Source organism: Paenibacillus phyllosphaerae (assembly GCF_014192105.1).
GTDB lineage: Bacteria > Bacillota > Bacilli > Paenibacillales > Paenibacillaceae > Paenibacillus_Z > Paenibacillus_Z phyllosphaerae.
In genome coordinates this window covers 736,093-750,677 of sequence record NZ_JACHXK010000001.1, presented here as the reverse complement: position 1 = coordinate 750,677, position 14,585 = coordinate 736,093, and the positions used below count along the sequence as shown (strand labels likewise).

At 58.7% G+C, this 14,585-nt stretch carries 10 protein-coding genes; 7 read left to right on the top strand and 3 right to left on the bottom strand.

Going from position 1 to position 14,585, the window contains the following annotated elements; all coding sequences use genetic code 11:
• Positions 1-18: 18 nt before the first annotated feature.
• From FHS18_RS03115 to FHS18_RS03100, 4 genes are all read left to right on the top strand, one after another.
• Complete coding sequence (locus FHS18_RS03115) at positions 19-297, top strand: HPr family phosphocarrier protein (protein WP_183596852.1); 279 nt, start codon at positions 19-21, stop codon at positions 295-297.
• On the top strand, positions 294-2,030 hold the full coding sequence (gene ptsP, locus FHS18_RS03110; protein ID WP_183596850.1) for a phosphoenolpyruvate--protein phosphotransferase: 1,737 nt from the start codon (positions 294-296) through the stop codon (positions 2,028-2,030). Before FHS18_RS03115 ends, ptsP begins: the two co-directional genes overlap by 4 nt.
• Positions 2,031-2,335: 305 nt before the next feature.
• The gene (locus FHS18_RS03105) at positions 2,336-6,442 is read left to right on the top strand and encodes a discoidin domain-containing protein (RefSeq protein ID WP_183596848.1); all 4,107 of its coding nucleotides are present in this window, start codon (positions 2,336-2,338) and stop codon (positions 6,440-6,442) included.
• Positions 6,443-6,669: 227 nt separating this feature from the next.
• Positions 6,670-6,828: a hypothetical protein gene (locus FHS18_RS03100; protein ID WP_183596846.1), complete on the top strand. Its 159-nt coding sequence runs from the start codon at positions 6,670-6,672 to the stop codon at positions 6,826-6,828.
• Positions 6,829-6,959: 131 nt separating this feature from the next.
• Here the strand turns inward: FHS18_RS03100 and FHS18_RS03095 are convergent, their stop codons facing one another.
• Positions 6,960-8,111, bottom strand: coding sequence for a virulence factor (locus FHS18_RS03095; RefSeq protein ID WP_183596843.1), 1,152 nt, complete (start codon positions 8,109-8,111; stop codon positions 6,960-6,962).
• Between the two features lie 228 nt (positions 8,112-8,339).
• On the opposite strand from FHS18_RS03095, the gene FHS18_RS03090 reads away from it, so the two are divergent.
• Positions 8,340-9,326: an MBL fold metallo-hydrolase gene (locus FHS18_RS03090; protein ID WP_343060371.1), complete on the top strand. Its 987-nt coding sequence runs from the start codon at positions 8,340-8,342 to the stop codon at positions 9,324-9,326.
• 127 nt (positions 9,327-9,453) lie between these two features.
• Entirely contained in the window at positions 9,454-10,515 is a 1,062-nt protein-coding gene (locus tag FHS18_RS03085) for a Gfo/Idh/MocA family protein (protein WP_183596841.1), read from the top strand.
• A gap of 101 nt (positions 10,516-10,616) precedes the next feature.
• Here FHS18_RS03085 and FHS18_RS03080 read toward each other — a convergent pair whose 3' ends face one another.
• A complete protein-coding gene (locus tag FHS18_RS03080) occupies positions 10,617-12,110 on the bottom strand; it encodes a methyl-accepting chemotaxis protein (protein WP_183596838.1) in 1,494 nt (497 codons plus the stop codon).
• 176 nt (positions 12,111-12,286) lie between these two features.
• On the opposite strand from FHS18_RS03080, the gene FHS18_RS03075 reads away from it, so the two are divergent.
• Positions 12,287-13,909 (top strand): ABC-F family ATP-binding cassette domain-containing protein, encoded by a 1,623-nt coding sequence (locus FHS18_RS03075; RefSeq protein ID WP_183596835.1) that lies wholly within the window; start codon positions 12,287-12,289, stop codon positions 13,907-13,909.
• Positions 13,910-14,011: 102 nt separating this feature from the next.
• Here the strand turns inward: FHS18_RS03075 and FHS18_RS03070 are convergent, their stop codons facing one another.
• Positions 14,012-14,584, bottom strand: coding sequence for a nitrogen regulation protein NR(II) (locus FHS18_RS03070; RefSeq protein ID WP_183596832.1), 573 nt, complete (start codon positions 14,582-14,584; stop codon positions 14,012-14,014).
• Position 14,585: the final 1 nt, after the last annotated feature.

The following is a 14,585-nucleotide window of genomic DNA, read 5'->3' as shown; positions in this document are numbered from 1 at the left end:
GATATAGGAGTGGAGAGCATGCAACAAACATTCACAATTGCCAACCTGCTGGGATTACACGTTCGTCCGGCGAAACAAATCGTCGAGGCGGCGAAGAAATATCCGAATACGCAAGTTTTCGTCGAAAAAGACGGTAAGAAGAACAGCGCGAAGAGCCTCGTCAATGTGCTGACGCTTGGCGCAAAGCATGGCGACGCCGTAACGCTGATCGTGGAAGGCGAGCAGGAGGCGGCAGCGCTTGCGGAGATCGGCGCGATTCTAAGCGCGAATATCGACGGACACGGTGCAAAAGCATGAAGATCCGCGGAATCGGCGCTTCTCCCGGTATCGCGCTTGGACGAGTTCTGCTGATGGAGGAGGCGTCGCCGGAAGGGGCGGCGGCTGCATCTATCGAAGCTTCGGCAGCTCCAGCTGAGCTGGCCCGTCTGCGTGAGGCGATCGGCCAAGCGGCTGCGGAAGTCGCCGCGCTGCGCGATGAGCTGAAGGAGAAGGGAAGGGAGCATGAATCGGAGATTTTCGACGGGCATCTTATGCTCCTGGAGGACGAGGAACTCGTGGACCGGGCGAAGCAGGCGATCGAAGAGGACTTGCTCAGCGCCGAGTCCGCTGTTGCGGTTGCGCGCGATGAAATCGCGGCCATGCTGGAAAGTCTGGAAGATGAATACCTGCGCGAACGCGCTGCCGATATCCGCGATGTATGCGGACGTATTATCGGGAAGCTGAGCGGTCGGTCGAACTTGCTTGCAGATAGCGGGAATAGTGAGCCGGTTATTCTAGTAGCGGGGGATTTGACGCCGTCGCACACGGCGACGCTTGACCCGCAGGCGGTAGCAGGTTTCGTCACGCTGCAGGGCGGCCGGACGTCGCATTCGGCGATCATTGCCCGCTCGATCGGCATTCCGGCGATCGTCGGGATGGGTGGCTCGCTTGCTTCGCTGCAAGGCGGCGAGTTCGTCATCGTCGACGGCGAGACGGGCGAGCTGCACGTCGAGCCGGATGCGGCGACGATCGAGCAATACCAAGCTCGCCGAGCTTCGGATCTGGCGAAGCGGCAAGAACTGCAAGCGTTGATGGGCGCCGAATCCGTCTCGCTGGACGGCGTACATGTGGAGCTTGCGGCCAATATCGGCTCGCCAGCCGATGCCGAGGCAGCCAAGGCCAAAGGAGCGGAAGGCGTCGGCCTGTTCCGCACCGAGTTTCTCTACATGGGACGCGACACGCTGCCATCCGAAGACGAGCAATATGAAGCGTATGTGAGCGTCGCGAAGACGTTCGGTCCGAATGCGCCGGTGGTCATCCGCACGATGGATATCGGCGGCGATAAGGAACTGCCGATCCTCGATCTGCCGAAGGAAGACAATCCGTTCCTCGGCTACCGGGCGATTCGGATCTCGCTAGACCGGCATGACCTGTTCAAGACGCAGCTGCGTGCCGTGCTGCGGGCAAGCGCCTATGGCAATCTGAAGGTGATGTTCCCGATGATCGCAACGCTGGCGGAATGGCGTGCCGCCAAGGCGGTCGTCGAGCAATGCAAGGACGAGCTGCGGGCGGAAGGCGTCGCCTTCAACGAAGCGATCGAGTGCGGCATCATGATCGAGATTCCGGCAGCCGCGCTGCTCGCGGACCGGTTCGCGAGCGAGGTCGACTTCTTCAGCATCGGCACGAACGATCTGACGCAGTACACGTTCGCGGCCGACCGGATGAACGAGAAGCTGACGGCGTTGAACGATCCGCTGCAGCCGGCTGTGCTTCATCTGATCGAACGCGTCATCAAAGCGGCGAGAGCAGAGGGCAAATGGGTAGGCATGTGCGGCGAGATGGCCGGCCAGCCGCATGCGGTGCCGCTCTTGCTCGGCCTCGGCTTGCAGGAATTCAGCATGAGCGCCGGTTCGGTTCTGCAAGCGCGCGCGCTGATCCGCAAGCTCGACCAATCGCGCATGGCGCAACTCGCCGCCGAAGCGCTCGAACTCGAATCGCCGGAAGCGATCCGCGCCTTCGTCGAGGAGCGCGTGCCGGAGATCCGGTTGTAAAAGGTATTGAAAGGAAGCCCCGTAAGTCACGGTTCGTGACTTGCGGGGCTTTTTGCGCTATAGCACTTGGCGGGACTTGGCAATCGATTCCATCAAGCGCAACCAAAGTTTCGGGTATGAATCGCTAATCTTCGGCATATTCCACCGCTTGTCACGCAGGTATACTTGGCATGCAAGCAAGCGATAACGCTTACCAGCCGAAGGGATGTGACATAGCCGAAGAACCGCACTGGATGACCGTTCCAACAATGAGCCGCCGGACATGTTGGACCGCCTATTCGCTACCTACATAGGAGGTTTCAGTAATGAAGTTGACTCACCAGCCCAGCACAAGGCTGCGCAAAACGCTGATCTACATGCTCTCTTTATCGATGCTGCTCTCGATGGTAACTTCGCTCACTATCCGGGAGGCGCAAGCCGCCGGATCGTATCTGCTGTCGCAAGGACGCACCGCTTATGCCTCTTCCAGCGAAGGCGCGAATGCGGCAAGCCTGGCCGTGGACGGCAATACCGCCACGCGATGGGGCAGCGCATGGGGTTCCGATCCGCAGTGGATCTACATCGACTTAGGCGCGCAGGCGACGATCGACCGCGTGAAGATTCAATGGGAAGGCGCCTATGCCAAAGCGTACAAAATCCAAGTGTCCAGCGACGAGATGACGTGGAACGACGTGTACAGCACAACGACAAGCGACGGCGCGACAGATGATGTGACACTCAGCGGTACGGGCCGCTTCGTCCGCGTCTATGGCACGCAGCGCGCGCTTGCCGCGTACGGGTATTCGATTGTGGAGCTCGAAGTATACGGGACGGGCGGCGTGAATCTCCCTCCAACTTCATATGGCCCGAACGTTGCGCTCGGCAAACCGGTTACGGCCTCTTCGTATGAGCAATCCGCTTATTTGCCGGCAGGTTCGACGCTGCCTGCCAATGCAGTGGACGGCAATCCGGCGACGCGCTGGTCGTCCAATGCGACCGACAGCGAATGGTTCGCGGTCGACCTCGGAGCCTCCCGCACGATCGGCCGGATCGTCTTGAACTGGGAAGCGGCGTACGGCCGCGCTTTCGACCTGCAAGTATCGGCGAACGGGACGCAGTGGACAACCGTGTACCGCGATCTGCGCGGAGCAGGCGGCAAGCAGGAGATTCCCGTATACGCGACAGGCCGTTATGTACGGATGAACGGTATCGGCCGCGGGACGACGTTCGGCTACTCGCTGCTCGAACTTGAAGTGTATGACTATGTGGCCGGAGAGCCGCAGCCGACGTATACGATCGAGCCGCTCCCTACGCCGCAGACGGTTCAGGCGGGAGCAGGCAGTTATCTGACGAATGATCTCAAGATGCCGCAGCCGAAATATCCGGCGAACAAGTCGGCTTCGGTAACGACGCCGATCGCTTCGAACGACTGGTGGCAATCGATCCTCATCAAGCCGATGGGCGATTACCTGATCACGTTGCCGCTGAAGTCGAAGTTTTTCCCGCAAGGGCTAGGCTTGCTCAATCCAGGGGCAGGTTGGCTGAACAGCGGGGGGACAGCGGTGAATGCGGACGGCAATCCTGACCTCTACGTCATGAATAGCGCCATCGACAGCTCGAAGATGAAACCGCGCGTGACGGGCATTGGCGATTGGTCGGTCGACACGGTTCTGAGCGATGATGCTACGGACAAAATGAAGACGACTTTCGTGAAAGGCTCGCCATATGTGTACAGCACGTTCAGCGATCCGAATTCGGTCGAGATTTATTCGCCGCTCATTACGCAGCTGTTCGATGACAGCGGAGCTTCCGTTCTTACCACGGACGGTCAGACGCTCACGACCGACCATATCGGCGTGAAGCTGGTCAATACGGACGGCAGCCCGAACGCGACGCCGCAGACGCGTTATTACGGGATCTTCGCACCGCCGGGAACGGTCATTACGAAAGCGGGCGCGAAGCTGAAGATCAAGCTTGGCGGCGGACAGAATTATCTTGCCGTAGCGGCGCTGCCTTCCGCGGCGGACCTGAACTATTTCTACCAGCATGCGTACGCCTTCGTTACGGGAACGCAGGTCAGCTACGATTATAACGAATCGACCTCCCAGGTGACGACGAACTTTAACGTCACGACATCGCTCAAGCGTACGGGATTCTCGAACCAGACGCTGATGGCGCTGTATCCGCATCAATGGAAAGTATCGTCTTCCCCGCTGACGACGCTGACGTATCCATCCGTTCGCGGCACGCTCAAAGTGCGGGAGGGCAATAGCTTCACGACGGTGGACCGCTTCTACGGCATCGTGCCGCAGTTCGTGGAGCCGACGAATCCGGAGTATAGCAAGATGGCGATGATCTCTTACTTGCAGGCGCTCGACGAAGAGACGACGAGCAATCTGATGGCGGCCGACGCCTACTGGCAGGGTAAGAAACTCCATCCGCTCGCCATGGGCGTGCTCGCAGCGAACGAAATGGGCGAGACCGCGTACCGCGACAAATTCCTTGCCCGCATCAAGACGATTCTGACCGACTGGTACACGTATACGAGCGGCGAGCCGGACTATTTCTTCTACTATAATAACGACTGGGGCACGACGTACTACCGCGTCAGCGAGTTCGGCGCGAACAACGGCATTACGGACCATCATTTCACGTACGGCTATTATGTATTCGCCTCGGCGGTGCTCGCGACGTTCGACGATAGCTTCCGCACGCAGTACGGGCCGATGGTCGAGCATCTGATTCGCGATTACGCGAATCCGTCGCATACCGATCCGCTGTACCCGTTCTTCCGCAGCTTCGACCCGTATGAAGGCCATTCGTGGGCGGGCGGCTACGCGGACAACGACAGCGGCAACAACCAGGAAGCGGCCGGCGAATCGCTGTTCGGCTGGGTTGGCCAGTACATGTGGAGCCTGCTCACGGGCGATACCGTGAACCGCAATACGGCGATCTATGGCTTCACGACGGAACTGAAAGCGGTCGAGCAATATTGGTTCAACTACGACAACGACAACTGGCTGCCGCAATGGACGCACAAGACGGTCGGCCAAGTGTACGGCTCGTCGAATTTCTACGGCACGTTCTTCAGCGGCGCGCCGGTGCATATCTACGGCATCCACTGGCTGCCGACGGCGGAATACCTGACCAGCTACGGCCTGGATCCGGCCAAAGCCGCCTCGCTGTACAACGGATTCGTCACCGATAACGGCGGTCCGGAGACCGATTGGCAGCATATCGTATGGCCGATTCAAGCGCTGAGCGATCCGCAAGGCGCTCTGGCCAAGTGGGATGCGTCGAAGCTGCAGCGTAACGAGATTTTCAACACCTACTGGTTCGTCAATAGCATGGCGACGCTCGGTACGCGTACGAAGGACGTATGGGCGACGGGCTGGAGCAGTGCGACGGTGTACAAAAAAGGCACCGCCTACACGGCCGTCATCTGGAATCCGACGGCGAATCCGGTAACGGTCACGTTCACGAACGCTTCCGGTACGACAGGCACGGCGGTCGTCGCGGCGCATTCGCTCGTGACGGTCAACCCGATGACCTCGTCGAACGCCGGCGATAACTGGGCAGCGCCCGGCAGCGGCGGCAACAATGGTGGTGGGAACGAAGGCGGAGGCGACAATGGCGGCAATACCGGCACGAATGTCGCACTCGGCAAGACGGTGACCGTCTCTTCGACGGAGGCGCCTTTTGCCGGAACGAATGCAACGGACGGCAGCGGCGAGACGCGCTGGGCATCAGTTTCGGGTGCCGATCCGCAGTGGCTGAGCATCGATCTGGGCACAACGCACACGCTGAGCAAGGTGAAGCTGAATTGGGAAGCTGCCTATGCCAAATCATACAAAATCCAAGTGTCGCAAGACGGATCGACGTGGACCGATGTGTACAGCACAACGACGGGCGACGGTGCAATTGATGAAGTGAACGTCAGCGGAACAGGCCGCTACGTTCGTATCTATGGCACGGAGCGCGGCACGATCTATGGCTACTCGCTCTATGAGGTGGACGTGTACGGCACGCTTGCCCCTGCGCAGAATGCCTCGCTCTTGTCGCTGAACCAATCGGTAACGGCCTCCTCCGTGCAAGATCCATTCGTCGCGGCAGCGGCTGTCGATGGCGATAACGGCACACGGTGGGGCTCCGCAACCGGCATCGATCCGTCATGGATAACGGTTGACCTCGGCCAATCACGAACGGTGACCCGGATTAAGCTGAGCTGGGAGGCGGCATATGCAAAATCGTTCAAGCTGCAAATCTCCGCGGACGGCACGAACTGGACCGACCTGTACAGCACGACGACGGGAACGGGCGGAGACAATGACCTGACGGTAAGCGGCACGGGACGTTACGTGCGGATGTACGGAACCGAGCGTGCGACCCCGTATGGGTACTCGCTCTGGAACTTCGAAGTGTATGGCTACTAAACGATAGACGGCTTGCAGCAGGGCTGGTCCTCTCGCATTCTTCGGGGTGTGAAGGACCGGTCTTTTTTCTTGCGCGCAGAAGCATCTGCGACAAGGTGTGGAGCAAGCTGAGAACCACAATGGGGTTGAGATAGTCCTTAGACCCTAAATTTCTCTTTTCTTGGCTGGTCATTCCTTTGTATACTGATTGTGGTTTACCGATTATTCCTTTTCCTGGAGGGGCTTATATGACAGAGAAGAACAACAACGAACCGATGGACAAGCTTGAACTGGAGGACCTTCCCGAAGAATTGTCTATGGAGGAACAGGCAGAAGTGAAGGGCGGGGATCTGAAAACAGGCTCCAAACCGCCTAAAGGGAAATCCTTTAAGGACTTGCACATTTAAGGGTGAACGTACGGATGTCGCATCAAGCGGCGAATGAGACACAGTTATGACAAACGGCCCTGCTCGCGATCGAGCAGGGCCGTTTCCGTTACGGACTGGGAGTTACTCCATTCCAGGCGGCAAGTTGCTTATTAGCTCTCCCCGCCGCGCTCGCGTGCCGTCATCTGCTGCCAGACGGAGCCGGCCGCTTCTTCGCCGCGCTCGATCCGCTCGAGCGCCATGCGCGCTTGCAAGCGAACCTCGAATTCGGGATCGTCGACGGCGCCGCGCAACGCCTCGACAGCCGTTTCGTCGCCGGCTTCGTACAGGAAGCGGGCCGCGCGCCAGCGGACCAGTTTGTTGCGGTCGGTAATTGCGATCGTCATCGGACCGATAGCTGCCGGATCGCCGAGATCGGACAGCGTGTCGCCCGCGGTCCGGCGGACGGAGGCCGAAGCGTCCTGAAGCGCCGTGAACAGATGCGGCATCGCTTCAGGCAGGCGCAGCTCGCCGAGGTAAACGACGGCCAGACGGCGGATCGAGACGTTCTCGTCGCGCAGGCATTGCGCCAGCAGCGGCAGCATCTCGGGCTCGGCGAGCGTACGCGAGAGCGCCTCGTAGCGTTCGCTCCACTCCGGCGACTGCAAGCGCTCGGCGAGCTCCTCGGTCGTCAGCGGCTTCGGCCGCACGGGCGCGGCCGGAGCTTCGCCTGCCGGAGCGCCGCCGGCCGCGATCGCATCGGCGACGAGCTCGTCGAGACGCTGCTGCGGGTAAGCGGCCGTCAGCTCCCGGACGAGCTCGGCCGCGATCTCTTCCGGCTCGCCATAGCGGACGCCCAGCTCCTCGAGCTTCCGCTCGCGGATCATCGTCGCTTGGGCCGCGGAGGTTACCGCATCGGTGAACGCCTGCGGCATCGCGGCGCGCACCTCTCGGCCGCCTTCGCGTACGCGCACCTGGATCGGGATGCCCCGATACAGCTGCACGAACGCAAGGGCTTCGCCGAAGCTGTCCGCGGCAGGGCCTGCGGCATCATCGGCGGCGGAGCTTCCTTCGCCGAGCAGTGCTCTGGCTTCGGCCAGAATCCGCTCCCAGTCCGCGCCGGGCTTGCGGTCGAGCGCAATGAAATCCGCCGTGCGGAACAAGCTACGCACGCCATCGATGGCCAGCAGGCCGCGGAGCGGCTCAGGAGCCTTGTCGGCTTCGGCAGGGACATAGGTTTCGCGCCGTCCGGCCGGAAGCTTGACGTCGACGTTGAGCTTCATCGAATTCGGGCTTGGCGTTGGTTCAATAAAAGTTAAGCGCATGTGAGGGACCTCCTATAACAGCAAGTTTCTTATTGTCGTGAGGATAAGGCATATACAGCAAGTGTACCGTATTCCCGGCGCGGAAGCGAGTCGGCGGGAAGAGCGGGGATATTCGGGCAGGCCGCAAGGCGGCGGAATGCCTGATACGGCACGGTCAGCGGGGATTTGCGATTCAATCGCCCGGTTGGTATCGTAGAGAGGAAGGGTTCATAAGGGGGATATGCGCTGATGCGTTACGCAAACTTGAATCCGGCCGCGACCACAAGTTCGATGAAGGATCTGCGCCGCTGGCGCAAGGAGCGCGCCGGGAAGATGAAGCACAAGGATTTCTCGTGGGTGGTGCCTACAGCTGCGGCTGCGAGGGCGTATAAGAAGGACGCGGCTAACGGCGAGCCATCCATCGTCTGGGTCGGCCATTCGACTTTCCTCATCCGGCATTCGGGCCTGAACATCGTGACCGATCCGGTATGGGCGGGCTCTATGGGTTTCCAGAAACGTCTAACCAAGCCCGGAATCGCAATGAACGAAATGCCGAAGGTCGACGTCATTCTGTTGTCGCACTCCCATTACGATCATCTTCATCTGCCTTCCGTTAAGGCGTTGGCCGGCCAGACAGAGGCAACCTTAATCGTCCCGGTCGGTCTGGCCGCGATGCTGCGCCGCAAGGGCTATTCTTCGGTTATTGAGCTGCAATGGTGGGAGTCTGCCACGGTCGGCGGGGCCAAATTCACCTTCGTTCCGGCGCAGCATTGGACGAGGCGCACGCTGACGGATACGAACCGCTCGCATTGGGGCGGCTTCATTATCGAAGACATGACCGCGGATCGTGAGCGGCAGCCGGAGCCGACGGTTTATTTTGCCGGAGACAGCGGATATTTCGAAGGGTTCAAGCAGATCGGCGAGCGGTTCGATATCGATGTCGCGCTGATGCCGATCGGAGCCTACGAACCGGAATGGTTCATGAGAATGCAGCACGTGTCGCCGGAAGAAGCGCTGCAAGCTTTCCTGGACGTGAAGGCCAAGGTGTTCGTGCCGATGCACTATGGCGCCTTCGCGCTGGCGGACGATACGCCGCGCGAAGCGATCGACCGGCTAGAGGCGGAGCGGGCCAGGCTTGGCATCGAACCGGAGCGCATCCTAACGCTCGCGCTGGGCGAAGTGCTGGCACTTGGGAACGCACCGCGCATGCAAGAGCAAAATCGGAACGAAAAATAACTAGCCGCCCAGTTGGCGCAATCCTGCACTGTCCATTAAACTGGAAGGATACCGTCTCTATATGAGGCAATCTATTCGTTACCATGCCAGCACTACTACCATCACCTTGTAGGAGGATTTCGTCATAATGAGCCAGACCGTCAAAATCGGCATTATCGGCGCAGGCGCCATCGGCAACGCGCATATGGGGGCTTTCCAGAAGATAGAAGGCGCGCAGGTCGCCGCAATTACGGATACATTCTTGCCGCATGCCGAGCAGCGCGCAGCCGAGCACAATATTCCGCTCGTGCATCAGAGCCCGCAGGCGCTCTTGGAAGATCCGGACATCGACGCGGTCGTCGTAGCCGTGCCGAACAAATTCCATGCGCCGCTCGCGATCGAAGCGCTGAAGCAGGGCAAGCACGTCTTGCTCGAGAAGCCGATGTCGATTAATTCGGAGACGGCGCGCGAGATCGTCGAGGCGAAGGAGAAGTCGGGCAAAATCCTCATGATGGCGCACCAGATGCGCTGGGAAGGCTTATCGCGCGCGCTGAAGAACGAGATTGACGCCGGCAAGCTCGGCCGCGTCTACAATGCGAAGGCCGGCTGGATTCGCAAGAAAGGCATCCCGGGTTGGGGCTCCTGGTTCACGCGTATGGACGAGTCCGGCGGCGGTCCGCTTATCGATATCGGCGTGCATATGCTCGATCTGACGCTGTACATGATGGGCAATCCGCGCCCGATCTCCGTATACGGCACGACCTATGCCGAGTTCGGTCCGAAGAAAACGGGCATCGGCAACTGGGGCACGCCCAACTGGGACGGCTACTACGACGTAGAGGATCTGGCGACGGCGCTGATCAAATTCGACAACGGCGCAACGTTGTCGCTCGAAGTCAGTTGGGCGGCACATGCGGCCGGTTTGAGCGAAGATCCGTTCATCTACCTGATGGGGACGGACGCCGGCGCATCGATCGTCGGCAGCACGGGCAAGATGGTCACCCACGAGAACAACATCATTATCGAGTCTTCGCTGACGGCGGAAGAGGGCGATGCGCGCCAGCTGATGAGCGAGCACTTCGTCACGTGCATCCGCGAAGGCAAGGAGCCGATCACGACGGCGCTCTCCGGCTATACGAACAACCGCATTCTCGACGCGATCTACGAGTCGTCGGCGACCGGCAACGAAGTGAAGCTGAACTGGGATTAACGGCTAGTAGCCAGCAGCAGGCAGACAGGTTAGGAAATGAAATCGAACAAGCCCAGACACCGATCGGCGTCTGGGCTTGTTTGTTGCTAACGTCTTAATCATTACGCTTCCTTCTTCGACTCATACTGGCTCATCAGATGGCGCACTTCGCCATGGCTGACATGAATATCGGACGTAATTTGCTGCTGATTGGCGCTTTGCTCGCTAACGGTTGCCGACAGCTGATCGAGCGTGGCGGACAGCTCCTCGATGAAAGCCGCGAAGTCGGAAGTCGCCGTCTTCACGTTGGCTGACTTCAGCCCGATCGTGCGGGTCTGCTCGTGGTTGCTCTTGATCTTCTCGGACAGGACGCCTACGGCAGACTCGATGGTGCGGAACGCTTCGCGGGTTCCATCGGTCATCGTGACCGACTGCACCATCTGCTCGACGTTCGTGGTCATGAGCGACTGGACGGCGTGCGTCTGGTCTTCGATCGTGCGAATGCCGTTCATCATTTCGTCGGCCAGCGCCGTGCTCTGGGAAGCGAGCGAGCGAACCTCCTGGGCGACGATCGCGAATCCGCGGCCGAGCTCCCCTGCGCGGGCAGCTTCGATACTCGCATTGAGCGACAGAATATTGGTCTGCGACGATATCTCGTTAATCGAGCGGACGGAATTGCTAATGTGGTCGATGCTGCCTTGCAGGGCCGCCATTTCCTTGCTCATATGTTCGAACGAGCGTTGGAACGCCTGGATCGTCTCCGACAGGGAGATGACCTGCTGGGAGCCGGCCTTGCTGGCTTGCTCGGATTCCGCCGCCTTCTGCTCGAGCGTCTCCGATTGCTCGACCATACGGGCGACCATCTGGTTCGTCAGGTCCAGCTCATCGGTAATTTGGCTGATCGTCGCGGCTTGCAGCGTCACGCCGGAGGCAATCTCCTGGAAGCCTTGATTGATTTGCTGCATGGACTCGTAATTGATATTGTTCTTCGTGAAGATCCGGTCAATGCTGGTCGACAGCGAAGCGGACGAAGAGCGAAGGCGCTCCTCCTGCTCTTGCTGCTCATGGAGCAGTTCGGTCAGACGCGATTGGTTCGCTTGAACATCGCTCATCAGATGCTCGGCAATATTTCCCTTGAGGAACATGACCACGCAGACGACGATGTAGATGGCAATGTGAATCGCGATCGTATTCGTGGATCCGTCCAGCATCGGATCGCCTTGATGATAGACGAAGAAGCCGGCATACATGAGAATACCTATGGCAAAGTGAAGCAGCATGACCGCCTTGCGCATATAGATGGAACCGATCGTTGCCAGCAGGTAGAGCATCATCAAGTTCGACATCGTCGCCGAACGCAGCAGGAAGATCAGAATGACCCCGGTTAGCGAGATTAACGCGACATAAGGGAAGATGTTCACGCCTTTGTGGCGCCTGTTCATCACCATGAGCACGATCATCACCAAGGTACACAAGATGAACGTAATCTTCGATGTCCATGCGTTATTCAAGGCGAACTGCATTAAGGTGCCGAGCACGCCGGCAAACAGCATGGCTGAGCCGGCCAGCCTGTTCTTGCGCTGCCGGTCGATTTGGTTTAACGACTGTAAATCCATAACTTTCCTCCCGAGTCGATCTATTCTTCTACTCTTCTTATATCGGCGGATAACCGGCTAAATTATAGACATGGACGACCCGATACGCGCCTTGCATCGGCAAGGACTTTTCTTGCCGGTTATGGTATAATGGTGCGATGAGGTTCAAATGAAACAAAAGGACGGGATCGCGCACAATGATCAGTACAAGTGGCGTAACGCTTCGATACGGGAAGCGCGCCTTATTCGAGGATGTTAATATCAAATTCACACCTGGCAACTGCTATGGTCTTATTGGCGCCAACGGCGCCGGCAAATCGACGTTCCTGAAGATTCTATCCGGTGAAGTGGAGCAAACGAACGGCGAAGTGCACATCACGCCGGGCGAGCGTCTTGCCGTCCTGAAACAGAACCATTACGAGTACGATCAGTTCAAAGTGCTCGAGACGGTTATCATGGGCCACAAGAAGCTCTATGAAGTAATGAAAGAGAAAGACGCGATCTATCTGAAGGATCCGTTCACGGATGAAGACGGCATGCGTGCCGGCGAGCTGGAAGCGGAATTCGCCGAGATGAACGGTTGGGAAGCGGAGTCCGAAGCGGCTGGCATGCTGAACGGCCTGGGCATCCCGCCCGAGCTGCATGACAAGCAAATGTCGGAGCTGTCCGGCAATGAGAAAGTCCGCGTCCTCTTGGCGCAAGCTTTGTTCGGCAGCCCGCACATCCTGCTGCTCGATGAGCCTACCAACCACTTGGATATGCAGTCGATCGAATGGCTGGAGAACTTCCTGGCCGGGTACGAAGGTACCGTTATCGTCGTATCCCATGACCGTCACTTCCTGAACCAGGTTTGTACGCATATCGCGGATATCGACTTCGGCAAGATCCAGATGTATGTCGGTAACTACGACTTCTGGTACGAGTCCAGCCAGCTGGCTCTGACGCTGATGCGCGACCAGAACAAGAAGAAGGAAGACAAGATCAAGGAACTGCAAGCGTTCATCCAGCGCTTCAGCGCTAACAAGTCCAAGGCGAAGCAGGCGACTTCCCGTAAGAAGTTGCTCGACAAGATCTCCCTGGACGATATCCGTCCTTCCAGTCGGAAGTATCCGTTCATTAACTTCAAGCCGGAGCGCGAAGCGGGCAAGCAGCTGCTGCTGACCGAAGGCCTTACGAAGTCGATCGACGGCGAGAAAATCATCGACAACCTGACGCTGACCGTGAACAAAGGCGACAAGATCGCTCTCGTCGGTCCGAACACGCTGCCGAAATCGGTATTGTTCCAACTGCTCACCGGCGAGCTGGAAGCAGACAGCGGCACATACGCATGGGGCGTTACGACAACTCAGGCTTACTTCCCGAAAGACAACTCGGCTTACTTCGACGGCGTCGAGATGAACCTCGTGGACTGGCTGCGCCAATATTCGAAGGATCAAGACGAATCGTTCATCCGCGGTTTCCTCGGACGGATGCTGTTCTCCGGCGACGAAGCGCTGAAGAAAGCCTCGGTACTCTCCGGCGGCGAGAAAGTGCGCTGCATGCTGTCCAAGATGATGCTATCCGGTTCGAACGTCCTGCTCATGGACGAACCGACGAACCACTTGGATCTCGAGTCCATCACCGCGCTCAACAACGGCCTGATCGATTTCGACGGTACGCTGATCTTCACATCGCATGACCATCAGTTCGTGCAGACGATCGCGAACCGCATCATTGAGATTACGCCGAACGGCGTCATCGACCGCATCATGTCGTATGACGAGTACCTGGAGAGCAAAGAAGTTAAAGAACTGCGCGAGCGGATGTACCCGGCTGAATAAGCCTTGCGTTCGATCGGCATAGAGAAGAGCCCTGCGGCGTGCCGCAGGGCTCTTATTTGTTCTGGCATTATGGGATGGATCTCAGACAGCTGATGCAATAACCTAGTCACGGCCGTCGACCACGGCTCGCAGCTGACTAATAATGACGTTCAGGAAGTCTTCCTTATGCAGCTCGATCATATCGGACCGGAGCAGCTCGAGCAGCTCTAACGCAACCGTAACGCTGGATTGCGCATCGGTCAGCTTGCCTGAACGGGTGAAGCGTGCGGGCGCAGGCGCAGGATAGGAAGGCGACATGCCTGGCGCATCATCTTCTTTAAGCTGCCTGGAGATGAAACTCACCATCGACTCGATCCGATCGAGCTCGACGCTCTTCGGATGACACAATAACCAGCCTTGTCCATTGTCATGCCAGGCGGGCTGCACATCGAACAGGACCGTGCCGCCTTCGCGGGGCCGCATGTTCAGCTCCACGGCATGCCGCGCCACGGCTTCCGGATTCAGCATCCGGGAAGCTTTGGTCAGGGAGCCGGGATCAAGGAGGTCCGTGAATGAGGCGGATTCGCTCAGCTCAAAGACGCGCCGCGCGGCCAGATTCGCATCTAGAATCGACAGGGTCGGATCGACGAGAAACAAGGGGGTGGGGATGGTTCTCCACTCAGGTACTGCAAGCATT